Origin of the sequence: Vibrio mytili, assembly GCF_049563345.1 — a bacterium.
GTDB classification, from domain to species: domain Bacteria; phylum Pseudomonadota; class Gammaproteobacteria; order Enterobacterales; family Vibrionaceae; genus Vibrio; species Vibrio mytili.
In genome coordinates, this window is sequence record NZ_CP110481.1 from 1,796,697 (window position 1) to 1,820,542 (window position 23,846).

General features: G+C 44.6%; 18 protein-coding genes. 7 read left to right on the plus strand and 11 right to left on the minus strand.

Annotated features, from left to right (window positions below):
• The first annotated feature begins 137 nt into the window (after positions 1-137).
• The gene (locus ONE56_RS08270) at positions 138-2,486 is read left to right on the plus strand and encodes a YgiQ family radical SAM protein (protein WP_423839644.1); all 2,349 of its coding nucleotides are present in this window, start codon (positions 138-140) and stop codon (positions 2,484-2,486) included.
• Between the two features lie 141 nt (positions 2,487-2,627).
• Positions 2,628-3,524: a 1-aminocyclopropane-1-carboxylate deaminase/D-cysteine desulfhydrase gene (locus ONE56_RS08275; RefSeq protein ID WP_331439006.1), complete on the plus strand. Its 897-nt coding sequence runs from the start codon at positions 2,628-2,630 to the stop codon at positions 3,522-3,524.
• Between the two features lie 6 nt (positions 3,525-3,530).
• Here ONE56_RS08275 and ONE56_RS08280 read toward each other — a convergent pair whose 3' ends face one another.
• Positions 3,531-4,073: an isochorismatase family protein gene (locus ONE56_RS08280; RefSeq protein WP_423839645.1), complete on the minus strand. Its 543-nt coding sequence runs from the start codon at positions 4,071-4,073 to the stop codon at positions 3,531-3,533.
• 293 nt (positions 4,074-4,366) lie between these two features.
• Between ONE56_RS08280 and ONE56_RS08285 the strand changes: the two genes are divergently transcribed.
• The 4 genes from ONE56_RS08285 to ONE56_RS08300 all read left to right on the plus strand — a co-directional run bounded on the left by ONE56_RS08285 (position 4,367) and on the right by ONE56_RS08300 (position 8,356).
• Positions 4,367-5,710, plus strand: a complete 1,344-nt coding sequence (locus tag ONE56_RS08285) for a PqiA/YebS family transporter subunit (protein WP_423839646.1) — start codon at positions 4,367-4,369, stop codon at positions 5,708-5,710.
• Positions 5,703-7,349, plus strand: coding sequence for an intermembrane transport protein PqiB (pqiB, locus tag ONE56_RS08290; protein ID WP_423839647.1), 1,647 nt, complete (start codon positions 5,703-5,705; stop codon positions 7,347-7,349). The genes ONE56_RS08285 and pqiB overlap by 8 nt, the downstream gene beginning before the upstream one ends.
• The gene (locus tag ONE56_RS08295) at positions 7,349-7,924 is read left to right on the plus strand and encodes a PqiC family protein (RefSeq protein WP_423839648.1); all 576 of its coding nucleotides are present in this window, start codon (positions 7,349-7,351) and stop codon (positions 7,922-7,924) included. The genes pqiB and ONE56_RS08295 overlap by 1 nt, the downstream gene beginning before the upstream one ends.
• Before the next feature lie 192 nt (positions 7,925-8,116).
• Positions 8,117-8,356 (plus strand): hypothetical protein, encoded by a 240-nt coding sequence (locus tag ONE56_RS08300; RefSeq protein WP_423839649.1) that lies wholly within the window; start codon positions 8,117-8,119, stop codon positions 8,354-8,356.
• A gap of 76 nt (positions 8,357-8,432) precedes the next feature.
• Here ONE56_RS08300 and ONE56_RS08305 read toward each other — a convergent pair whose 3' ends face one another.
• From ONE56_RS08305 to sohB, 8 genes are all read right to left on the minus strand, one after another.
• A complete protein-coding gene (locus ONE56_RS08305) occupies positions 8,433-10,271 on the minus strand; it encodes an extracellular solute-binding protein (protein ID WP_423839650.1) in 1,839 nt (612 codons plus the stop codon).
• A gap of 452 nt (positions 10,272-10,723) precedes the next feature.
• Positions 10,724-11,425: an orotidine-5'-phosphate decarboxylase gene (gene pyrF / locus ONE56_RS08310; RefSeq protein WP_041155426.1), complete on the minus strand. Its 702-nt coding sequence runs from the start codon at positions 11,423-11,425 to the stop codon at positions 10,724-10,726.
• A gap of 118 nt (positions 11,426-11,543) precedes the next feature.
• Positions 11,544-12,719 (minus strand): lipopolysaccharide assembly protein LapB, encoded by a 1,176-nt coding sequence (lapB, locus tag ONE56_RS08315; protein WP_331439296.1) that lies wholly within the window; start codon positions 12,717-12,719, stop codon positions 11,544-11,546.
• Between the two features lie 18 nt (positions 12,720-12,737).
• Positions 12,738-13,028, minus strand: a complete 291-nt coding sequence (locus ONE56_RS08320; RefSeq protein ID WP_041155425.1) for a LapA family protein — start codon at positions 13,026-13,028, stop codon at positions 12,738-12,740.
• A gap of 294 nt (positions 13,029-13,322) precedes the next feature.
• The gene (ihfB, locus tag ONE56_RS08325) at positions 13,323-13,604 is read right to left on the minus strand and encodes an integration host factor subunit beta (RefSeq protein ID WP_005491075.1); all 282 of its coding nucleotides are present in this window, start codon (positions 13,602-13,604) and stop codon (positions 13,323-13,325) included.
• Positions 13,605-13,806: 202 nt separating this feature from the next.
• Positions 13,807-15,477, minus strand: a complete 1,671-nt coding sequence (gene rpsA, locus ONE56_RS08330) for a 30S ribosomal protein S1 (RefSeq protein WP_041155424.1) — start codon at positions 15,475-15,477, stop codon at positions 13,807-13,809.
• A gap of 109 nt (positions 15,478-15,586) precedes the next feature.
• Positions 15,587-16,267, minus strand: coding sequence for a (d)CMP kinase (gene cmk / locus ONE56_RS08335; protein WP_041155423.1), 681 nt, complete (start codon positions 16,265-16,267; stop codon positions 15,587-15,589).
• A 270-nt stretch (positions 16,268-16,537) separates the two neighbouring features.
• Positions 16,538-17,599: a protease SohB gene (gene sohB, locus ONE56_RS08340; protein WP_041155421.1), complete on the minus strand. Its 1,062-nt coding sequence runs from the start codon at positions 17,597-17,599 to the stop codon at positions 16,538-16,540.
• 262 nt (positions 17,600-17,861) lie between these two features.
• Here sohB and ONE56_RS08345 point away from each other — a divergent pair, with 262 nt between their 5' ends.
• The gene (locus tag ONE56_RS08345) at positions 17,862-18,605 is read left to right on the plus strand and encodes a YciK family oxidoreductase (protein ID WP_331439293.1); all 744 of its coding nucleotides are present in this window, start codon (positions 17,862-17,864) and stop codon (positions 18,603-18,605) included.
• 144 nt (positions 18,606-18,749) lie between these two features.
• On the opposite strand, the gene ONE56_RS08350 is transcribed toward ONE56_RS08345, so the two are convergent.
• Both ONE56_RS08350 and ONE56_RS08355 read right to left on the minus strand, forming a co-directional pair.
• Complete coding sequence (locus ONE56_RS08350; protein WP_331439292.1) at positions 18,750-20,378, minus strand: methyl-accepting chemotaxis protein; 1,629 nt, start codon at positions 20,376-20,378, stop codon at positions 18,750-18,752.
• A 310-nt stretch (positions 20,379-20,688) separates the two neighbouring features.
• Positions 20,689-23,844 (minus strand): efflux RND transporter permease subunit, encoded by a 3,156-nt coding sequence (locus ONE56_RS08355; RefSeq protein ID WP_423839651.1) that lies wholly within the window; start codon positions 23,842-23,844, stop codon positions 20,689-20,691.
• Positions 23,845-23,846 lie beyond the last annotated feature (2 nt).

A 23,846-nucleotide genomic window follows, 5' to 3' on the forward strand; every position in this document is an offset into this window, starting at 1 on the left:
TATCTCTGACTCATGTGATCATGTGAACAGCCAACAGAAAAACCAATAATAACCTCGAAAAACTAAGGATAAATTGGGTGTAGATACCTGATCGTCAAATCGCTATAATTCGCGCTCCCCGGAACAGAGAGCAAAATATGACCAATACCATCACCCCTATTCACGAGCACAAAAAATACTGGGCCGAGTGCTTTGGCACCGCACCTTTCTTACCGACAAGCCGGAAAGAAATGGATGCTCTAGGGTGGGATAGCTGTGACATTATTATCGTAACAGGTGATGCCTATGTGGATCACCCAAGCTTTGGTATGGCTATCATCGGGCGCCTTCTCGAAGCTCAAGGCTTCCGTGTTGGCATCATTGCTCAACCAGAATGGCACAATAAAGATGCCTTTATGCAGCTTGGTAAGCCAAATCTGTTCTTCGGGATCACTGCAGGCAACATGGACTCGATGATAAACCGTTACACTGCGGATAAAAAGCTTCGTCACGATGATGCCTATACACCAAACAACGAAGGCGGCAAACGGCCCGATCGTGCGACTTTGGTCTACTCTCAGCGTTGTCGTGAAGCGTTTAAAGGGGTGCCTATTGTCTTAGGTGGGATCGAAGCGAGTTTACGTCGTGTTGCTCACTATGATTATTGGTCCGATAAAGTGCGCCGTTCAGTGCTGTTTGATGCTAAGGCCGACATTCTTCTGTTTGGTAACGCAGAACGTGCACTGGTCGAAGTTGCGCACCGACTAGCTGACGGTGAATATATTTCTATGATGACGAATATTCGTGGAACTGCCGTCAATCTGCCAGCCGCACCAGAAGGTTATACAATTATCGATTCTTCTCGCATTGAGAAACCTCGTAAAGAAGCGTTTGTTCCTAAAAACCCTTATGAGGTAGAAACACAGTGCGAGACAAAGAAAGATGAACCACCCGCAGCTCAGCCGATTACGATTCGTCCATCACGTCATGATGCCAAAACCACCGCTGTGCGCCTGCCTCATTTTGAGAAACTGAATAACGACCGCATTTTATACGCGCACGCAAGCCGTATCATGCATTTAGAGACCAACCCGTATTCCGGTCGCGCCTTGATCCAGCGTCATGGTGATCGCGAACTTTGGGTAAACCAAGCGCCTATCCCACTCACTACAGAGGAGATGGATTTCGTATTTGATTTACCTTATGCGCGCGTGCCTCACCCGATGTATGGCAAAGCGAAAATCCCAGCATATGACATGATCAAAACGTCGGTGAACATCATGCGCGGCTGTTTTGGTGGTTGTTCATTCTGTTCGATTACGGAACATGAAGGACGAATTATCCAAAACCGTTCACAAGAATCAATCATCAACGAGATCGAAGAAATTCGCGACAAAGTGCCGGGCTTCACTGGTACAATTTCCGATCTTGGCGGCCCGACAGCCAATATGTACCGATTGGGCTGTAAGGATCCGAAAGCAGAAGCAAACTGTCGTCGTCCCTCTTGTGTGTTCCCAGGTATCTGTAACAAACTCAATACCGACCACAAGCACACCATCGATTTATACCGCGCAGCGCGTAAAGTCGAAGGCGTGAAGAAGGTAATGGTTGCTTCTGGCGTGCGCTACGATCTTGCTATCGAATCACCAGAATACGTCAAAGAGCTGGTGACTCATCACGTGGGCGGCTACTTAAAAATTGCTCCTGAACATACTGAAAAAGGTCCGCTGGATCTGATGATGAAACCTGGTATGGGGACATACGATCGCTTTAAAGAGATGTTCGAGAAGTACAGCGCTGAAGCTGGCAAGAAGCAGTACCTGATCCCTTACTTTATTTCTGCGCACCCAGGGACCGAAGACGAAGATATGTTGAATCTTGCACTCTGGTTAAAGAAAAACAACTTCGAGTGTGACCAAGTTCAGAACTTCTATCCATCGCCGATGTGTAACGCAACGTCGATGTATTATTCAGAAACAAACCCTCTTAAACGTGTGAAATACAAACAGCGTGAAGAGATCCCGGTGGCTAAGGGAGAGCGTCAGCGTCGTCTGCATAAAGCGCTGCTGCGTTACCACGATCCAGCAAACTGGCCAATGATCCGTGAAGCGCTGATCAATATGGGTAAAAAACACTTAATCGGCGATAAACCAACTTGTTTGGTTCCAGCTGAAGATACGGATACGCTCACACCAGCTCAACGCCGTAAATCGGGTCGTCACGGTGCGAATCGCTTTGCCACTAAACACACCAAGAACCAACCTGGTTTTGGTGGCCACCTAAACAAAAAGCCAGAAAACGGCTCGCGTGATGGTGATCCTTCGGGTAACCGAAATGGTTCTGCTAGCAAGAATGGCTCGGGTAATAGTCAAGTCCGTGGACCTAACCCACATGGAAATAAAAACAACCCACGTGGAAACGCGACCAACAATGGCAAACCACAAGGTAATGGACGCCCCCAAAATCAGGGTAAACCCGCGGGTCAGCGTAAACCGAAACGTCGATAAACACGAACAAATCAAAGGGCTTCAGAAGCAATTCTGAAGCCCTTTTGTTATTAACTGGTTGTTGTTATGAACAGGATGGCGGTACACTGTGCGTCTTTTGCACAAGATTCAGTTGACGCCAGCAACGCCGTTAGAGACAAGATGAAACTTTCAGAAAGCCCAATCACCCAACACAGTTTTAATGGTCGAACGTTCTTTTTAAAGCGAGATGACATGTTGCATTCTCACTTTTCAGGTAATAAAGCTAGAAAGTTCATGGCACTCATGGAAACTCAAAACCCTGACATTACTACCTTAGTGAGTTTTGGTTCCGCGCAATCCAATGCCATGTACTCATTGGCTGCGTTAGCAAAAATTAAAGGCTGGGCATTTCACTTTTACGTTAGTCACATACCGGACTGGTTAAAAAAAGCGCCGATTGGCAATTATCGCGGTGCGCTTGATTTGGGAATGCAGATTACCGCCATGCAGGATCTTGGATCTGACCTTCATCCTAATGAATACATTTCGTGCCAGTATGAATCAGATAATAGCGCTCTGATCGTCCCAGAAGGAGGACGCAGTCAACTGGCTGAAACGGGTATTAAACAGTTAGCTCGCGAAATTCTCGATTGGACACGCTTTCGCAGCAAAGAGCAGTTTACACTTGCATTGCCATCAGGAACAGGCACAACGGCTTTGTATCTTCACAAGCATTTAAGTCCGCACGGCATCGAAGTGTTAACTTGTCCATGTGTCGGAGATGCGAGCTATTTAACCGAGCAGTTCAACCAGCTTGGTGAAAGCAGTCACCCAACCATATTAACAGCACGTCCTAAACACCATTTTGGTCGCTTATACGCTGAAGATTACGCGATTTGGAAAGCACTCGATGAGCAAACCAACATTGAGTTTGATCTTCTCTATGATCCTTACATGTGGCAATGCTTAGCGCCTTGGTTAGAAGAAAACAGTGATAAAACCTTGATCTACATTCATCAAGGTGGGCTACTTGGCAACGAATCGATGCTGCCAAGGTATCAGCGAGAATTTGAGTAAAGCGCGTTACTTAATGAGTGCTAGAACGTCTTTAAACTCTGGCGTTCGGCAGTCTTCTAGCATTTCATACAAGCACATCTCAACCCCTGTCAACGTCACACCATGTGCTGTCAATTTTGCTAACGCCAGCGCTTTATTTGCCGCTGTACGAGAAGAAACACAATCCGTTACTAATTCAACACGATAGCCAAGCTGCCTTAATGAAACCGCGGTTTGGTAAACGCAGATATGTGCTTCTATGCCACAGATCAACCAGGTATCGACGTTGGCATTTTGCAATGCAAGTTGAAAGGTCTCATTTTTACATGCATCGAAGGTGTATTTCGCGATGGGTAATAGGTTGTCTTGCAACACATTACGGATCGGCTCCGCCGTCTGCCCTAACCTTGTTGGGTTCTGCTCTAGCCATAAAATCGGCAAGCCTAACACTTTCGCACCTTTAGACAGCTTAGTGATGTTCTCTACTAAAGCATCACTTTCATGCATCAATGTCGCAAGCTTGCCCTGCACATCGACAACGATCAACCCGGTTTTTTCTTTTGAGAGCATCACCATATCCTTGATGTTTATACGACTAATAAGTCAACTACATGACTACCAATAATATAACAAACCCGACCATGCTAAAGATGAGAGCTAGCCGCCAGAGTTAAACATTGGTATACACTGCCTATTAGTCAAATGGCGCGCCCATGAGCAAATCGTATCAAATACTAGAATGGCAGTAATCCGTAAACGGCTTATCGCTCATTTACGTAAGAAGCCTGTAAACTCCTGAATCAACACAAGCAAGCCTGGTAAAAACCGGGTATTCTTACGCCAAATGCATTAAAATGCCCTTTATGAATAGTCAACCTAACTCACATCAGTTAATTTCATGCGAAGAGTGTGGCCTTGTTGTGCACGTCCCTGACATCGACCAAGGGCAAACAGCGCAATGTCCAAGATGCTCTCACGCTCTCACGAAAATTAACGCTAAGCCTTATCAAAGTGTTATTGCTATAGCGATAGCCTGCTTGATCATGCTGGTGCTCAGCTTGTCTTTTCCGTTTATGTCATTCAGTGTGAAAGGACTATCGCAAGAGATCACCCTTCTCCACGCAGCGAAGATGCTTGCAGAATTCCATAATGTTCTGCTTGGGATACTTTTATTGGCGACGGTCATTGTTCTGCCGAGCATTTACATTGGCTTAATACTCTACTTGTATTTTGAAGCGTTGAAATCACGAAGACATTCAGCAACACAAAAACCGTCAACAAAACAGCAGCGCCGCTCAACGGTATTGTGCCGCTTGTTGTTCCGTGTCGAACCTTGGTTGATGGTGGATGTGTTTTTAATTGGCGTGTTGGTCAGCTTGATTAAGATTGCCTCTCTTGCAGATATCGAAATGGGAAGTTCATTTTGGGCCTTCTGCGTTTATACGATTCTGGTCGTAAAGTGTATTTCCATGGTGGATAAAAGTTGGCTTTGGGGTCATTTTATCCCAGCGGTTGTGCTCCCCAATGTCCGTGAAGGCGACACACACCATAGTCACAATCATGTCGGCTGTCATACGTGCCATCAGATCAATCCAATTGAAGACAAAAAACATCAACGTTGTATTCGCTGCAACAGTGTTATTCACCAATACAATCCAGCGGATAATTTACAAAAAGCATGGGCGTTATTATTCGCTTCTATCATTTTTTATATCCCAGCGAACCTTTACCCAATGATGTACACCGTTAGCCTTGGTCACTCAGAAGGCTCTACCATTATGCAAGGGGTTATTTTACTTTGGAAAATGGGCTCCTACCCTGTGGCTATGGTGATTTTTTTCGCCAGTGTGTTTATCCCCTTGGCAAAAATGCTGGCCCTAGCTTGGCTGTATTATCATGCTCAAAAAAGCCGTCACCTTCCTTATGAAGAGAGTATTTCGCGGCTAAAAATCTATCGTCTAACCGAGTTTATTGGTCGCTGGTCAATGATCGATATTTTCGTTGTCGCTATTTTAGTTGCATTAGTTCAATTGCAAAATCTAATGGCAATATACCCCGGACCGGCGGCGTTATCTTTCGCTGCTGTCGTCATTTTCACCATGCTTTCTGCAATGATTTTTGACTCTCGTTTACTTTGGCAGGCGCCAAAAAACGAAGTGCAGGAGCCGATATCTGATAACTTAAAAGAGAAAGCGAACTATGAGTGATGAGAACAACGTAACCGCTCAAATCAAACCGCAAAAGCAGATTTCTACTATTTGGATTATCCCTATACTAGCGCTAGCCATGGGTGTGTGGATGCTGTTCCAATACATCAATAGCACCGGACCAGAGATCACATTAAAACTGCCAACGGCAGACGGGATTGAAGTAGGAAAAACAGAAATTAGAGCGCTCAATGTAAAGGTTGGCCTCATCACTGAAGTGACACTCAGTGAAGACTACGATCACATTATTGCCAAAGCAGAAATGACCAAAGATGCGGCACGTATGCTACGTGAAGACTCCATGTTTTGGGTGGTGAAACCACGAATCGGAAGAGAAGGCGTCTCTGGGCTGGAAACCTTACTTTCTGGCGCCTACATTCAACTTCAACCGGGCAAAGCCAAAGAGGAAAAAACGCAGTTTACTGTCTTAGACGTGCCTCCTGTGGCCTCTCCGGATGCAAAAGGTCTACGGGTAGTGTTAACACACCGAGAGGCAGGGAAACTCAGTGTCGGTGATCCGGTGATTTACAAAGGATTTACCGTCGGTCGGGTAGAAAAAACCCGCTTTGATGTCAATACACGTCACGCTCTTTACCAACTTTTCATTTTTAAACCGTACGATAGTCTTGTTCATGAGCGGACCAAGTTTTGGATGGACTCTGGCGTTGACCTCCAACTCAACGCGGAAGGGTTTGAAGTCAAGTTTGGATCGCTGGAAAGCCTAATTACAGGCGGCGTCACCTTTGATACCGGCCCAGGGTTGGAACCAGGAAAACCACTAACGGAAGATCTCACTAACTTCCGATTGTATGATGACGTTAAACAGCTTCGTGAAGGCATGTATGACGACTACATCGAGTTTGTTATGTTTTTCGATGAATCCGTCCGCGGCCTTAAACGTCAAGCACCGGTAGAATATCGTGGGCTTCGTATCGGTACAGTGATGCGCGTACCTATGCGTTTACCTACACCAGACGAAAACTTTTCAGCTCAAAAAATACCGGTATTGGTTCGTATTGAGCTCGGTCGGGTTTACGGTGATTTTCAATCGGCGGCGATGCCTAAATTCAAACAAAAGTTAAAAGAAGAATTTGCAAAAGGACTACGTGCTACCTTAAAAACGGGTAACTTACTGACGGGGGCACTGTACATTGATACCGATTTCTACCCTGACGATGATAAATACGTACCAAGCAACTTCGAAGGGATCGAAGAGTTTCCGACTAAGCGAGGTGGTTTTGCTCAAGTACAGCGACAAGTCAATGAGTTCCTTAACAAAATTAACAATTTACCGATGGAACAAACATTAACATCACTAAATGCCACGTTAAAAACGTCTGAGCGGACCTTAGCTTCAGCAGAGCGTGTCGCAAGTAAAGTTGATAAGTTGCTAAGTCAAAAGGACACTCAAGCGATTCCAGCTGATATTAGAGAAAGTTTGCGTCAACTACAAAAAACGCTGGATGGTTACGGGCCAAACTCAACCATGTATAACGATATGAACGACACAATGAAAGAACTAGAAAAAGTATTGACGGAATTCAAACCTGTACTTAAACAGTTGAATGAGAAACCAAACTCATTGGTGTTCGGAGAAAATGACGTTAGCGATCCTATTCCTGTAAGAGGTCAACAATAATGAAGCGTATATTTGTGTTAGCCACGTTACTTTTAGCAGGGTGCAGCAGCGCTCCAGAACCGGTGGTTTCACAGTACCTGCTACCACAGCTAAAAATTCAAGCATCGCAGGTGCCTGACTCAAGCATGACTGAGCGCCCTTTGTTGGTCGTGCGACCTGTTGAACTTGCCAGTTACTTGAGTAATAACGGCATTGTATACCGCACATCAGAAACCCAAATTATTCAGGCAAAGCACAATCAGTGGGCAGAAAACCTGTCAGACCAAATAACACAACGTGTGGTGGCCAATTTGCGTCAATCTCAAGCACGCTATTGGCCAGTAGAAGTGAATAACCTACTCGATCAAAGCAACCAGAGTAAACTGCAACTAACGTTAGATCACTTTAATGGAAGTTATCGAGGAAATGCTGAAATCTCGGGCGAATGGCAACTTATCGACCCTAACGGCAACGTTAAGAAGCGCGCAGACGTCCAGCTCTCGATGCCACTGCAGGATGAAGGATACGATGCATTAGTAGAAGCATTGTCCAATGGTCTTGAGACTCTGACCGATGACATAGCACGACAGCTATAAAACGGTTTTATAATCTCGCATACTTTTTTAGGGGAGCGTCGTCGCTCCTCTTTTTTCGACAAAAATCGATATGCATCCTAACGGGGTATTGATCTTTATCAGTCTATGTTTTTTCCGTCAATGGTAGTCTGGCGCCAAATAAGTCGTTCCAATATTATATTCTCGTGGGACGACAGATAAGGAAGAATAGCAATGTCGATTAACCTCTCAGATCTCACCGCAGCGTTGTGTAAGGTCGAACAGATCCATAAGATAACACTAGAAAATGTGCATCAATACTTGCATAAGAACGAAGTTTTCTCGATTGAGATTTTTCACAAAATTTTGTCTAACGATTCAATAGATGAGCGGTTTAAGACGATTGACCAAGCGTTTTCAGCGCTTGGTGATGTCAATACATACCTTTTAGAAGCATCATATTTGATTGGATGAATAGATAACAAGAAGCCCCGTCGTTTTCGGGGCTTCGTTTTCTGCTATCAGTTAGCGAATTCGGTTAGTGATAAGTTTACAACTTAAAGCGATCATCAACGATCGTCACTTCCGGAAAGCTCTCGCCATTTTTCATTGCTTTTTCTGTTTCCTTCTTTACTTCTGTATCTATCCAGAAGTTACCAATATCCATTGGGTGAAGTATCCACTCGGTCGCTTTCGTCATTCCATCTTTAGGTATTTTTACCCAGCGCCAGTAAGCGACTCGTGAGTACGGAACCATATAACCCGGGACGATGAGATTTGCTTCCGCCACGTAATGTTGGATTTGATGAGATAATTCGTAACGCTTTTTCTGATCAAATTCAGAATCATACGCTTCAATCAACTTGTCGAGCTCTGGGCTGCTGTAGTTAGTATGTGCGTTCGTTTGAGGCTTGTTTGCGTTATCCGAATGGAAATATTCCCAATAGGAAGGAATTTCTCCTGCTCCCATATTCAAGAAAGCAAGCTGGTGTTTCTTTTCGAGTATGTACTTAAATGCCGAAGAGCCATCTACCAAGTTAAGCGTAAACTCTAACCCTGCTAATTTAGCCTGCTCTTTTAAATAAGCGATGCGGGGAGTCCAAGAGTTGTATGCATAAGTAATAGCAAAACTTAACCGTTGCCCTTTATCATTGACACGAATACCGTCCGGACCAACTTTATCAAACCCCGCTTTTTCGAAATGCTTTACTGCCTCAGCAGCATCAAATTTCGGTGGTGTATTATTGGGGTCATCATATTCGCCGTGCCCAAAGCCGAGTCCATGCGGCTTGCGCGAGTAGTCTCCACGCATGATATTTTCAATCATGCCGTCAAAATCAGTGGCAAGCATAATGCCTTTACGCACTTCAAGGTTGTCCAACATTGGCATAGCGGTATTCATCCATAAACCGCCAGCACCTTGAGCGGCTTGGTTGTAACCCCAATACTTCTGGATATAACCCTTTTTATAGGCATCACTATTGGTCTTATCATGCCAGAAATGCGGCAACACCATTTCGAAGTAGTCTAGGTTACCTTTTTCGAAGTGTTTCATCGCAATATCAGGGTCACGAATCACCGTAATGCGTACTTTGTCGACGTTGTAACGATTTTTGTAATAACGGTTATTATATCCCCACCAATCTTCACCAACGTGCTTAAACGTGACGCTTTTGCCTTTTTTGATTTTATCTAAAAAGTAGGGAGCCGCTGTTGGTTCGGCTTTAAAGTTGAATTTGCGAACGAAATTATCTGGCATGCCATCATTGTTTTCATCTTTCTCACCTTCAAAAAAGTGTTCGGGACGTGGCTGAAAGCCATTGCTCGGCATATTGATCATAACCATAAGTGAGTCATTACTTTGCTCGACAGCTAGGTTGACTCGAATTGTGTAGTCATCGATCTTTTCTACGCTTACGATACTGCTAGTGAAAAAGTCGTTGTACCACGGGTCGATGATGTCTTTTGAGGTGTAATACTTCATCATAAAGACATAGTCATCGGCAGTAATTGCCTCACCATCTGACCATTTGGCCGTGTCATCAAGTTTGAAGTAAACCGTTTTGTGATCGTCACCAAATGCCCATGACTTAGCAAGCTGAGGAATCCACTTCCCTGTATTTGGATGACGTTGAGCCATTTTGGGTGCGCCATCCATTAAGTATTGTCTTAAGCCCGAGTTCGCATCAGGCCCAACGCTGCGCAATGTTTGTGGAAAGCTTTGTATATAGGTACGGAATGTGCCGCCACGCACCGCTTCTTCAGAAGCAAACAGCGGTTCGTTGTTATTCGAAATCCATTCGATGTCAGCAGGTAATTCTGCCGCACTTAAGTTAAAGCTCGCAGAGACCAGTGCAGCAAGCACTGAGAATGGCAAAGTTTTCGTCATGTTTCTTCCTTGTTATTTTTGCGATCTAAGATCGAAGCAAGGAAACTGATGTGAAGTCGACAAAAAAGGTAGGCCGACCAAAAGTAATTGAGACTTAATATAAAGTGACTTCCTGCCAACTTTTATATCAATATCAGTGATTTTCACCAGATCATCCTAGACCTTAGAGCGCTGTGAATGCATCAACTTCATAGTATTATCTTGCGATTTTTAGCACAAGGTATCGATAACACACGGTTGCAATTTACTCGATACACAGCGAATTATGTTACTTAAATGTGATCTAAACAGTTCTATATACTGCACTTTGATCTATTTTCCGTAGAGCGCTTCCTCCATCTATTCAATGGCTACAGTTAATTCAAAGTAAGAAACAGAATTTGATATAAAAAAAGGTGAAGCAAGAATACTCCACCTTTCCCAATATTCTTCAACGGTAAGCTTATCGTAGCTTATAGATTCGCTAGGCTCTCGTTGATTGACGTTAATACAGCAGCAGGGTCGCTGGCTTGAGTGATAGGACGGCCAATAACAAGGTAATCGGAACCCGATTGAATCGCCTCTACCGGAGTCATTATACGACGTTGATCACCTTGCTCTGCGCCAACGGGACGAATCCCTGGTGTAATCAACTTAAATTCGTTACCAAGCTCTCCCTTTAATAACGAAGACTCTTGTGCTGAGCATACGACACCATCAAGACCGGCGTTTTTAGTTAACGTCGCTAGGCGAATCACCTGCTCTTGAGGCGCTACATTCAACCCAATTCCTGCTAGGTCACTTTGTTCCATGCTGGTCAGAACTGTAACGGCAATCAGTAAAGGACGATCTTTACCATATGGTTCGAGAATCTCACGAGACGCAGTCATCATGCGCTCGCCACCGCTGGCATGAACGTTGACCATCCATACGCCAAGTTCAGCGGCAGCACGAACGGCTTTTGAACATGTATTGGGAATGTCGTGAAATTTCAAATCCAAAAATACAGAAAAACCACGTTTGTGAAGTTCACGTACGAAATCAGGACCAAATAGCGTAAACATCTCTTTGCCGACTTTTAAACGGCATGACGCAGGATCAATTCGATCTACAAACGCAAGTGCGTCTGCTTGGTTATCATAATCCAGTGCGACAATAACTTTTTGGTCGATCATTTCATCTCCTAAATATTTCGATTCTTGTTCAGTCATCGGTTCTAGTTAAATAATTAGTTCTAGCTAAATAAAGAGCTAAAAAAATGCAGCGGACAAAAAACTGCCAGCTGCATAAAAATCATTCACCATCCAATCCGCGGATTGGTTTGATGGTTCCCCACCCTTTGCAGGAAGGACAATGCCAATAAAGGGAATGGGTCGAAAAACCACATTTTCTGCATCGATAGTGTGGTTTTACCTTTAGCTGTTCACCAACCATCGCTTGCAACGTAGACAGACTGTCCTTCGCACGACCATCTTCTGCTTCAGCGATATGGTAATCAATCAAGCGATAAAAACCCTTCATAGTTGGATTTTTCAGTAGCTGTTTGGTCAACAGTTCTTGTGCGGCCCCAACGCTTTCATGATGAGCAACTAATTGTGCCAACATCAATTCTGCGGAAACCCCTGCTTTCTTATCGATACATGCGCGTAAAAATTCGACCAGCTCTTCTTCTTGGCCAAGGTGATGGTAACACTCGGCAATCGTAGGCAGTACATCGCTCACAAAGTCTTTGTCTTGCTCTAGTACACCTGTCAGATACTTAATAGTCTGTTTATAGTCCTCAGACTCCAAATACATACGCCCAAGAGAGATACTTGCCCTGACACACTTAGGATCTTCCGACAATGCTTTTTTAAAGTGCTGAATCGCTTTGTTTGTCTGTCCTTCAGCTTGGTCCAGCATCGCAATTTCACACCAAAAGTGGGCAATATTAGCATGCATTCTTTTACGTTTGTGACCCAACTTAGCTAGCTCCGATGCATAGTGAATGGCGTTTTCCCATTCGCGCGTTTGCTGGTATATCGTCACTAGCTGTTGGAGGGCACTTTCTTTGTGGTCCGGCTCTTCTACAAGTTGTTCAAAGATTTTCTCCGCACGGTCCAAGAAACCTGAGACCATATAGTCTTTCGCTAATTGCTGCAGTGCGAGGTTTTTCTGGTCGAGCGTCAAACCGGAACGGGAAATGAGGTTTTGGTGAATCCGAATGGCACGATCCACCTCTCCTCTCGAACGAAACAGATTACCCAAGGCTAAGTGGGTGTCTATCGTTTCGTTGTCAACTTGGAGCAACTCAATAAAATGGTCAACGGCTTTATCTGACTGGTCGGAGAGCAGCAGATTAAGACCCGTCATATATTGACGAGATATTTGATGAGATTGTTTCTGCTTGTCTTGTTGCGCACTACGATGTCCCATATACCAACCGTATGCGGCAGCTATAGGTAACAACAAGAAGAGTAATTCAAGCATTAAATTTAAGCCTTTCCCTTATGCCTTTTTCTCGACGGTAGGCGTGTCAGCTTTCTCTGTCGTAGGCTCATATTTTTTTAGCTTCTTTTTCAAGCGTCGAACTTGCAGTTGGGTTTTTAAATGCACACTGGCAAAAATTGCCCATGCAAGACCAAAGCCCAATACGAAGACTACGCCAAGCAAAGTCGATAGATGGAATTCACCTTTAGCAAGAAGATAGTTGAAGACGACAACTTCTTGGTTTTGTGAACCTAAAGCCAGCGCAATTAAGAAGAGAGCTAAAATAACAACGATTTTTATAATTTTCATTTTACATCACCCTTTTAGGAGTAAGTCGGTCAGATTATGCAGGAAAACGTTTCTTCAGACCATGTATATTAACAATAATCGATACTTAAGTAACCTTTAGGCGTTCAGTTTGTCGTTGTGATTTACGCCTCGTCGATGCTTTTGTATGTCTAGACGTCTTTGCCATACTGAATATGCGTAAGTTAGGTTTAGTACAAAGCTTTAGGTTAATTCAAATCGAGTAAATAACTGGAGAGTACCTACAAAAAAGCGGCACACTTAAAGTATGCCGCTTTTAAAGTAAGTGAGAGCACGCTAGCCTAAATTTACACGTTCACGAAGCTCTTTACCTGGTTTGAAATGAGGAACGTATTTGCCTTCTAGCTCCACTTTATCGCCTGTTTTAGGGTTACGACCCACGCGAGGCTCACGGTAATGAAGAGAAAAACTACCAAAGCCACGGATTTCAATACGGTCTCCGCTTTCTAGCGTAGAAGCCATATGCTCTAAAATATCCTTTACAGCATCTTCCACCTCTTTCGCTGATAAATGTGTTTGCTCAGCGCAGAGTCTTTCAATCAGTTCAGACTTAGTCATAGTTGCCCTCTTTGAGTATCTTTATTACCCATTATAGTAAGTAATACTAATTCCAACAAACACTTGCTATCTATTCTAGACAAGTTTTACACAAAATGTGCAATTCAGAAATGTCTTTTTAGAAGAATTAGTATTACTACTTTTATTACGTTTAAACATAAAAAAGGAGCCTTGCGGCTCCTTTTTTGCTTAAGCGAGTATATTATTCGCCTTTAGCTGCCTTGAAAGCGTCAGCCATTGCGTTACCGAATGCATTGTCATCTTGCTTGTTGATAGATGCCATTGCTTCTTGCTCTTCAGCTTCGTCTTTAGCTTTGATAGATAGGTTGATTACGCGGTTCTTACGGTCTACACCTGTGAACTTAGCTTCAACAACATCACCAGCGCTTACGATTAGAGAAGCATCTTCTACGCGGTCGCGAGATACTTCAGAAGCACGGATGTAACCTTCAACGCCTTCTGCGATTTCAACAGTAGCACCTTTAGCGTCAACAGCAGTTACAGTAGCGTTAACTAGAGTACCTTTCTTGTTGTCAGCAACGTAAGCATTGAATGGGTCGTTTTCCATTTGCTTAACGCCTAGAGAGATACGCTCACGCTCTGCGTCTACTGCTAGAACAACTGCAGAGATCTCGTCGCCTTTCTTGTACTCACGTACAGCTTCTTCGCCAGCAACATTCCAAGAAATGTCAGATAGGTGAACTAGACCGTCGATGCCGCCTTCTAGACCGATAAAGATACCGAAGTCAGTGATAGACTTGATCTTACCAGTAACTTTGTCGCCTTTAGCTTGTGCTTCAGCGAATGACTGCCATGGGTTAGCTTTACACTGTTTCAGACCTAGAGAGATACGACGACGCTCTTCGTCGATTTCAAGAACCATAACCTCAACTTCGTCGCCAACATTAACAACTTTAGATGGGTGGATGTTCTTGTTAGTCCAATCCATTTCTGAAACGTGAACTAGACCTTCAACGCCTTCTTCGATTTCAACGAAGCAGCCGTAGTCAGTTAGGTTTGTTACGCGACCAGTTAGTTTGTGACCTTCTGGGTAACGCTTAGCGATTGCTACCCATGGATCTTCGCCTAGTTGCTTAAGACCTAGTGATACGCGAGTACGCTCACGGTCGAACTTAAGAACTTTAACTTGGATCTCGTCACCAACGTTAACGATTTCAGATGGGTGCTTAACGCGCTTCCAAGCCATATCTGTGATATGTAGAAGACCGTCAACGCCACCTAGGTCAACGAACGCACCGTAGTCAGTAAGGTTCTTAACGATACCTTTAACTTCAGAACCTTCTTGTAGAGTTTCTAGAAGCTCGTCACGCTCAACACTGTTTTCAGATTCGATAACAGCACGACGTGAAACAACTACGTTGTTACGCTTTTGGTCAAGTTTGATAACTTTGAACTCTAGCTCTTTGTTTTCTAGGTGAGCAGTGTCACGGATTGGACGAACGTCTACTAGAGAGCCAGGAAGGAAAGCACGGATACCGTTTAGTTCAACAGTGAAACCGCCTTTAACTTTACCGTTGATGATACCAACAACAGTTTCAGCTTCTTCGTAAGCTTTCTCAAGAACGATCCAAGCTTCGTGACGCTTAGCTTTCTCACGAGAAAGTTGAGTTTCACCGAAACCATCTTCAACAGCGTCTAGAGCTACGTCTACTTCAGCACCTACTTCGATTTCAAGTTCGCCAGCAGCGTTCTTGAACTGTTCAGCAGGGATAGCAGATTCAGACTTAAGACCAGCATCAACAAGAACAAAACCGTTCTCGATAGCTACTACAGTACCTTTAACGATGCTGCCTTGTTGGAATTCAGTTTCGTTTAGAAACTCTTCAAAGAGTTGAGCAAAAGATTCAGTCATTTATTTAATCTTCAATAAATTAAACGTCCACGGGTATCCTACCGCATGGGGTTATTAAATTCGCCAGTCATCATCCTTGCGACCGACGCTCTTAGCTTAGCCCAGTAAATTACTCAGCCAGCTTCGATTCAATATATTGTAGTGCCTTTTCGACCACTTCGTCGATAGTCATCGACGTAGAATCAAGCACGAGCGCATCCTCAGCAGGGCGTAATGGCGCCACTGGGCGGTTACGATCTCGATCGTCACGCTCTTGGATCTCGCTTAAAAGGTCCGCAAATCTAACATTTAAGCCTTTATTTTGCAACTGTTTCAGGCGTCTATTTGCCCGCTCTTCCGCACTTGCATCGAGGAAGATTTTTGCTTGTGCATGAGTGAAAACGACAGTGCCCATATCACGCCCATCAGCCACCAAGCCAGGAGCACTTTCGAATGCACGCTGACGACGCAATAATGCTTCACGAACACGCGGTAAAGCAGCAACTTTTGAGGCCGCCATCCCTGTTTCTTCTTTACGAAGCTCACCCGAAACATCTTCGCCTTCTAGAATCACCTTCACCAAGTCGCCTTCAGCGACAAACTGTACATCTAGGTGAGTTGCCAGTGGGACAAGTGCATCTTCAGACTCTGTGTCAACGCCATGGTGAATCGCCGCCAATGCAAGTACACGATAAATTGCACCGGAATCAAGAAGATGGAAACCCAGCTTCTTCGCCAACAGCATACACAGTGTGCCTTTACCTGCACCACTAGGTCCATCTACGGTTACCACCGGAGTTTGAGAGGACATGTTCTTCTCCACCTATTTTTTAGCAATTTATTCGGTTTTCGAGGCGCGCATTATACGCATATTTGGCTTTTGGAGCGAGGGAAAATATAATGCAATCCATTACATAAAGATAAGCAACTCAATTCACAAACGATTTTGCTTCAAGAATAAAAAAACGGTGAGAGTTGTTACTATCACCGCTTTCTTCATTGACGTTCTCTGCAACAAACAAGTGTGTTACAAACAAGTGCGTTATCGCGTTTTGTTTATTGCAGCATGTGGTTAGACTTTTTAGACAATCGGCTTTTGGCCACGCTCTGCCAATTTTAGAATAACGCCATCTACGACTTTACCTGCCACGCCTGTAAGTTTGTCTGCCAGTTTTTTCTTCTGGACATAATGCACCGCTAACACGGTTTTATCTTTGCATGCTGCGACAACAAGATCGTCGGAAGTACTGATTTCATCCACCAAACCGAGTTCTTTAGCTTGAGTACCAAACCAGTGCTCCCCTGTCGCGACTTTATCCAGGTCTAAGGTTGGACGGCGTTCACGAATAAAATCTTTAAATAAACCATGTGTTTCTTCTAACTCTTGTTTGAACTTGTCACGGGCTTTATCGGTGTTTTCGCCAAACATAGTTAAGGTGCGCTTGTATTCACCAGCGGTCATTTGTTCATATTCGATATCATGCTTCTTCAATAACTTGTTGAAGTTAGGAATTTGGGCAATAACACCAATAGAACCGACAATCGCAAATGGTGCAGATACCACTTTATCCGCCACACAAGCCATCATGTAACCGCCACTCGCTGCCACTTTGTCCACGGCGATGGTGAGTGGTAAACCCGCGGCTTTAATGCGATCCAATTGTGAAGAAGCCAATCCGTAACCGTGAACCATGCCTCCGCCAGATTCTAAGCGAAGTAAGACTTCGTCCCCTTCTCGAGCGACAGCTAAAATAGCGGTGATTTCTTCTCGTAGAGAGTTCACTTCTTTCGCGTCAATGCTGCCTTTGAAGTCTAGAACGAATAAATGCGGTTCACGCTTGCTGTCTAGCGTCCCTTCTTTGTTCGCTTGTTTGATTTCTTTTTCGCGAGCTTTGCTTTTTTCTTTTTCTTCTTTCTTTACCGCTTTATCACGTGCTTTGATAAACGCATCATCATGTAAATGATGTTCGAGTTGCTCAACGGATTGTTTGTGTTGTTCAGACAAGTTCATGATTTCGAGCTCGCCTTTCGCCGTGCCTGATTTTCCACCTGCCGATTTAGCAATAATCAACAACACAATGATCGCGGCAACAAAAGTGATAATTTTGGCCAAGAAAAGACCGTAATCTAATAAAAATTCCAACGAAAGCTCCTATATTCCAGATCAGGATTTACGCCAATATGTTACGCAGAAATACCACCGAGAAGGCAACAAGTATTGTAACCACTTGTTCTGATTGATAGCGTTCGAATAACATAACTAACGAAAGTTCTGGCATTGGTATAACACATGAATTGGTGTATTGTAACCATCTTGTCACGATTACCAAAATTTACCATTGAGAAAAGGACGTTTTTTAGCGTCAACTACGTGGGCCCTCAGATAATAATAAGGATTTAACACCGTGAACTACTCCGTTTCCGCAGATGCCTTAAAAGATAAAGTCATTCTCGTTACTGGTGCAGGCAATGGCATCGGTCGTCAAGCTGCACTTTCGTACGCCAAACACGGTGCAACCGTCATTCTATTAGGCAGAAACGTTGCAAACCTCGAATCCATCTACGATGAGATCGAGTCCGCTGGCTACCCACTGCCTGCGATCATCCCTCTTGATTTAAAAGGGGCAACCAAACAACACTACATCGATATGGCCGAGACCATTGAAAGCCAATTTGGACGCCTTGATGGACTACTGCATAACGCTGGGGTCCTGAGTACGTTGTGTCCGTTTGAACAAATCAATGAAGAAGATTTTGACGACCTCATGCAAATCAACGTAAAAGCGGAAGTTTTGATGACACAAGCGCTGTTGCCGAGCCTTCGTAAGTCAGAAGCGGGGCGTATTGTCTTTACCTCTTCTACCGTGGGCCACTCTGGTCGTGCCTTTTGGGGTCCATACGCTATTTCAAAATTTGCCGTGGAAGGAATGATGCAAGTGCTCGCGGATGAATTAAGCGACACACCAATACGCGTGAACGCTATAAACCCTGGTGCAACCCGTACTCGCATGCGTGAAAAAGCCTATCCAGGCGAAGACGCAAACACGCTAAAAACGCCGCAGGACATAATGCCACTGTACCTGCATCTCATGGACCCAAGCGTGACTGAGGTGAACGGTCAGTGCATTGATGCACAGCCAAAACGCTAGGCAATAAAAGCGCTAGGTATTCGTGCAACGGTTCATTAGAGAAAAGCAAAGGCAGCCAGAGGCTGCCTTTTTGATGGTTATCGAAAAGCGAGTGATGACGCTTCGAAGTTGAATTCGGGGCTAATCAAAGTATCAACCCCCATATCATAATCTAAATACGCCCATACGTTCTTTTAAACTATGAGCAAGACTGCTAATTTGCTGACATGCAACTGCCGTTTGAGAAGCCCCTTCCGCCATTTCTGTCGACGCACTATTAATATGCTCAACACTTCGGTTTAACTCTTCTGACACAGAGTTCTGCTCACTACATGCGGTCGCAATGTGCGTACTCATTTGCGCAATATTGTCTACTGAGTGTTCAATGTTATTAATTTGACTACCCGCTTCATTCACCTGGCCAACACACAACGCGATCCCTTCTTGACACTCTTTGCTCGATTGTCCAATTTTACTGGTGTTTTGTTGCAGTTGACTCACTATGTCAATGATTTGAGACGTCGAATCTTGCGTACGCTGTGCTAATGAACGCACTTCATCCGCAACCACGGCGAAACCACGTCCTTGCTCTCCAGCCCTTGCCGCTTCAATTGCCGCATTGAGCGCCAATAAGTTTGTTTGCTCAGCAATACCACGAATAACATCTACGACAACATTGATGTTGTTTGAACTAGATTCCAGTTCGTGAGCTAAATCATCTGAATTTTGGATTGATGCAGAGACCCTTTCTATCACCGCTATCGTTTGTTGTAGTGTTTCTGTGCCTTGTTTCGCCACTTCCGATGCAGAATACGCAGACGTTGCACCAACCTCAGTATTTTGTGCCACCTCACTCACAGCTGCCTGCATTTCGGTCATCGCAGATGCCACCGAACTGAGCTCAAGTTGCTGATTCTGCATGCCAGATGCCGTTTGAGAAGAAATCGCACTAACCTCCTCTACCGCAGCAGTGAGCTGAATGGTCGAGTCGTTGATTTCTGATACCAATGAGTGCAAATTGGATTGCATTATTCCCAGCGACTTGAGTAAGTTACCAAGTTCATCTTTCGTCAACTCACTTTCATTTATCTCATTGTTCAATTGGCCTTTTGCAATGTTCGCGGCAAATTTAAGCGCACGATCAATTGGTCGACAAATCGCTCGAGACAGTAACAACGCCGACAGTACCATCACCGCGATAATACTTAAGGCCCCAATGGCAGCACTCACCTGCGTTGACGATGCTTCTTTTTGGACATTTTGTCCAATTTGCGCCACCACTTTATCATTCAAAGTTAACGAATTGTCTAAGCTCTGTAATGCTTTGGAATAAGTGGGAAAGCTCGACAAAATAAGCTCATTCGCCCCCGCAGCATCACCTTGCTTTAATAAAGCGTTGTAAGGGTTGGTCTCTTTTATATACTGATTCCAAGTATCTTTAAACACTTTAAACGATGCCGTTTCTTGTTCATTCAAGTCTAATGCTTCATAAGCGGCAATGCCTGATTGAACGTCCTTACGCCACTGGTCAAGATCTCTTAGCCACTCACCAATTTTAGGATTATCACTGTTCGGTAATAACGAGAATTCATCCTTACGTATTTTAGTAATATCAACTTGGATCCCCTTCAAAAGCGCTACCGACGGTAAGCTTTTGTTCGAGAGTGTTTGAATATTTTTATTTAACCCCGATAAACTTAGCATCAACATAATTGACACTATCGCAAAAACCAAAAATACCGTTAAATAGCTTAACGATATTTTCTTAACAACACTTAAGTCATTGATATTCATACTTTCCTCACGAAAAACTTATCCAGTATTTCATTTATATACACTTCCGATGTGCCGTTATGTCAGTGTGCCTATTTATTGGTTAGTGCATAACCATACTTAATTCATCGGCAATACCAATCATATCTTAAGTAACAAATCGTCTAACTTTAGGGTTTTTTCTTAACCTCGGAACGTAACGCGTTGTATTAAATATGATCTCTTTCGAAAAAAAATTAAAAAAAAGAGCGCCGAGGCGCTCTTTCGTGTTAGGTGTTTTTTGTTGCGTCAGGTAATTTCTTCTCGCAACTGTTTTTCAACAAATCCGAGTTTAATGTTTAGGCTCTTGATGTGCTTCTTCGAGTGCTTCGTTACGCTCTTCTTTTTTGGCTCGTCGGTCAAACAACCGCTCGACGACCACGAAAAACACTGGAACAAAGAAGATACCAAGCAATGTCGCACTCACCATGCCGCCAAGTACGCCTGTACCGACTGCATTTTGTCCCGCCGAGCCCACACCAGAACTTATCGCCAGTGGGATAACACCCAGACCAAACGCCAACGAGGTCATAATGATTGGACGCAAACGCACACGAACCGCATGCAGCGTTGCTTCTAACAGACCTGCGCCTTTTTGGTAATAGTCTTTGGCAAATTCGACAATAAGAATCGCGTTTTTGGTTGCGAGACCAACCGTCGTCAAAAGACTTACTTGGAAAAATACGTCATTCTCCAAACCGCGCCCCATGACTGCCAATACGGCGCCAAGTACCCCAAGAGGCACGACAAGCACAACAGCAAATGGCACTGACCAACTTTCATAAAGGGCTGCGAGTACGAGGAAGACAACCAGTATTGATAGCGCGTAAAGCATTGGCGCTTGGTTGCCAGACAAACGCTCTTCATACGAGATACCAGTCCATTTGACAGTAAAGCCTTCTGGCAGTTTCTGTACCAACGCTTCGATTTCAGCCATCGCTTCACCCGTACTCACGCCTGGAGCGGCACCGCCCTGGATGTTCATCGCTGGTAGGCCATCGAAACGTTGTAACTGTGGTGAGCCGTACGTCCATTCACCGTGAGCAAACGCAGAGAACGGCACCATGTCACCATTTGCATTGCGTACATACCAAGAGTCAAAGTCTTTTGGTTGCATCCGGTATTGGGCGTCACTTTGCAGCATGACTTTTTTCACTCGGCCACGATCAATGTAGTCATTAATGTAAGCCCCACCCCATGCAGAAGACAGGATTTGATTGACATCATCTATACTGACATTCAGTGCTCGTAGCTTCACATGGTCGACATGTACTTGGTACATCGGCGCATCAGCTTGTCCATTAGGTCGCACACCAACCAACTTAGGGTTTTGCGCTGCCATGCCAAGCAACTGCCCTTGGGCCGCCACTAAGGCTTCATGTCCTTTGTTTAAAGAGTCCTGCAAATAGAAGTCAAAGCCAGTCGCATTACCCAGTTCTTGAATAGCAGGAGGAGCAAAAGCAAACACCATTGCTTCTTTGATGGTTGAGAAATACCCCATTGCCCGTCCAGTCAGTGATGCAGCGTCCATTCCTGGGCCTTCACGCTCTGACCAATCTTTCAAGTTGACGAATGCCATACCCATGTTTTGTCCTTGACCGGCAAAACTAAAGCCCGCTACGGTAAACAATGAGTTGACGACATCTTTTTCGTCTTCTAGGAAGTAATGTTCTACCTTCTCAAGTGTTTTTTCTGTCTGCTCCTGAGTCGAATTTGGCGGTAGAATCGCCATAGAGAAGACCGTACCTTGGTCTTCATCAGGTAAGAATGAAGTCGGTAAGTTGCTAAAGAGCCAACCGGCACCTGCCGACAAAGCGACAAACAGCAGCATCATTCTACCAGTGCGCTTAAGCATTTTCGCCACACCAGACTCATAACCTTCCGTCATCTTATCGAACTTACGGTTGAACCAACCAAAGAACCCTTTTTTCTCAGAAAGCTCTGCATCGCCTTTCTTCAACAAAGTGGCACACAACGCAGGAGTCAAGATAATTGCGACTAACACTGATAACGTCATCGCAGAAACAATGGTAATCGAGAACTGACGGTAAATAACCCCGGTAGAGCCAGACATAAATGCCATTGGCACGAATACCGCAGACAGTGTTAAACCCACCCCAACCAACGCACCCGTGATCTGCCCCATCGATTTCTTCGTGGCTTCTTTCGGCTCTAAACCATCTTCGTGCATAACGCGCTCAACGTTTTCCACCACAACGATAGCGTCATCCACCAGCAAACCGATGGCGAGCACCATAGCAAACATGGTCAGAGTATTTACACTGAAGCCGGTCGTGTAGAGCACCGCAAAAGTGCCAAGCAGAACAACAGGCACAGCAATCGTTGGTATCAAGGTCGCACGTAAGTTCTGCAAGAAGAGATACATAATCAAAAATACGAGAACAATCGCTTCAAGTAATGTTTTCACCACCTCTTTGATAGACGCTTGTACAAATGGCGTTGTTTCAAATGGGTATGAGACCTTTAAGCCCGCTGGGAAGTTTTCCTGCAACTCAGCTAAACGTTCCTTTACTGCCGTAGCGGTTTCTAACGCGTTAGCTCCTGTGCCCAAAGAAAGCCCCAACCCTGACGCAGGGAAGCCATTGAAGTGTCCTTTAATGTCATAACTTTCTGCGCCGCGCTCTACACGTGCTACGTCTTTTAAGTATACATTCGCGCCGCTGGTGTCTGATTTAAGAATGATGTCTTGGAACTCTTCTACACTACTTAAACGACTTGCCGAAGATATCGTCGCGTTCAGCAGTTGACCTTTTTGCGAAGGTGCGGCACCAAGTTGACCAGAAGAAACTTGCGCATTTTGCTCTCTGATCGCCCCAGCCACATCAATCGCAGTCAGATTAAATTGTGCAAGCTTAAACGGATCAAGCCAAACACGCATCGCATACTGAGCGCCAAAGGCTTGGACTTTACCCACACCGGATACACGACTGATTGGATCTTGAATATTGGAAACCACATAGTCTGCAATGTCGTTCTGTGTAAAGTTAGGGTCTTCTGAATAAAGCGCAACAACCAACAAGAAGGACGTGTTGGACTTCTCTACTACAATCCCTTGGCTCTGAACCTCGCTAGGAAGTGACGTCAATGCCAATTGAAGTTTGTTTTGAACCTGAACCTGGGCGATATCCGCGTCCGCTTCACTGTCGAAGGTTAACGTCACGGTTGCATTACCAAACGCATCACTACTGGATGATAGGTAACGTAAGTAATCTAGACCGGTCATGTTCTGCTCAATCACCTGAGTCACTGAGTCTTCAACCGTTTTGGCGGAGGCCCCAGGATAACGCGCACTGATCGTGACGGTAGGCGGTGAGATCGTTGGGTATTGCGAGACGGGTAAGTTAAACAGTGACATTACGCCTGCCAACATCGTTAAGATGGCCAGTACCCAAGCAAAGACCGGACGATCGATAAAGAATCGTGCCATGA

What these genes read in the sequence shown, in the direction of transcription:
- ONE56_RS08270 (WP_423839644.1), top strand. Translation starts at nt 138, where the DNA reads ATGACCAATACCATCACCCCTATTCACGAGCACAAAAAATACTGGGCC.
- ONE56_RS08275 (WP_331439006.1), top strand. Translation starts at nt 2,628, where the DNA reads ATGAAACTTTCAGAAAGCCCAATCACCCAACACAGTTTTAATGGTCGA.
- ONE56_RS08280 (WP_423839645.1), bottom strand. Translation starts at nt 4,073, where the DNA reads ATGCTCTCAAAAGAAAAAACCGGGTTGATCGTTGTCGATGTGCAGGGC.
- ONE56_RS08285 (WP_423839646.1), top strand. Translation starts at nt 4,367, where the DNA reads ATGAATAGTCAACCTAACTCACATCAGTTAATTTCATGCGAAGAGTGT.
- pqiB (WP_423839647.1), top strand. Translation starts at nt 5,703, where the DNA reads ATGAGTGATGAGAACAACGTAACCGCTCAAATCAAACCGCAAAAGCAG.
- ONE56_RS08295 (WP_423839648.1), top strand. Translation starts at nt 7,349, where the DNA reads ATGAAGCGTATATTTGTGTTAGCCACGTTACTTTTAGCAGGGTGCAGC.
- ONE56_RS08300 (WP_423839649.1), top strand. Translation starts at nt 8,117, where the DNA reads ATGTCGATTAACCTCTCAGATCTCACCGCAGCGTTGTGTAAGGTCGAA.
- ONE56_RS08305 (WP_423839650.1), bottom strand. Translation starts at nt 10,271, where the DNA reads ATGACGAAAACTTTGCCATTCTCAGTGCTTGCTGCACTGGTCTCTGCG.
- pyrF (WP_041155426.1), bottom strand. Translation starts at nt 11,425, where the DNA reads ATGATCGACCAAAAAGTTATTGTCGCACTGGATTATGATAACCAAGCA.
- lapB (WP_331439296.1), bottom strand. Translation starts at nt 12,719, where the DNA reads ATGCTTGAATTACTCTTCTTGTTGTTACCTATAGCTGCCGCATACGGT.
- ONE56_RS08320 (WP_041155425.1), bottom strand. Translation starts at nt 13,028, where the DNA reads ATGAAAATTATAAAAATCGTTGTTATTTTAGCTCTCTTCTTAATTGCG.
- ihfB (WP_005491075.1), bottom strand. Translation starts at nt 13,604, where the DNA reads ATGACTAAGTCTGAACTGATTGAAAGACTCTGCGCTGAGCAAACACAT.
- rpsA (WP_041155424.1), bottom strand. Translation starts at nt 15,477, where the DNA reads ATGACTGAATCTTTTGCTCAACTCTTTGAAGAGTTTCTAAACGAAACT.
- cmk (WP_041155423.1), bottom strand. Translation starts at nt 16,267, where the DNA reads ATGTCCTCTCAAACTCCGGTGGTAACCGTAGATGGACCTAGTGGTGCA.
- ONE56_RS08350 (WP_331439292.1), bottom strand. Translation starts at nt 20,378, where the DNA reads ATGAATATCAATGACTTAAGTGTTGTTAAGAAAATATCGTTAAGCTAT.
- ONE56_RS08355 (WP_423839651.1), bottom strand. Translation starts at nt 23,844, where the DNA reads ATGGCACGATTCTTTATCGATCGTCCGGTCTTTGCTTGGGTACTGGCC.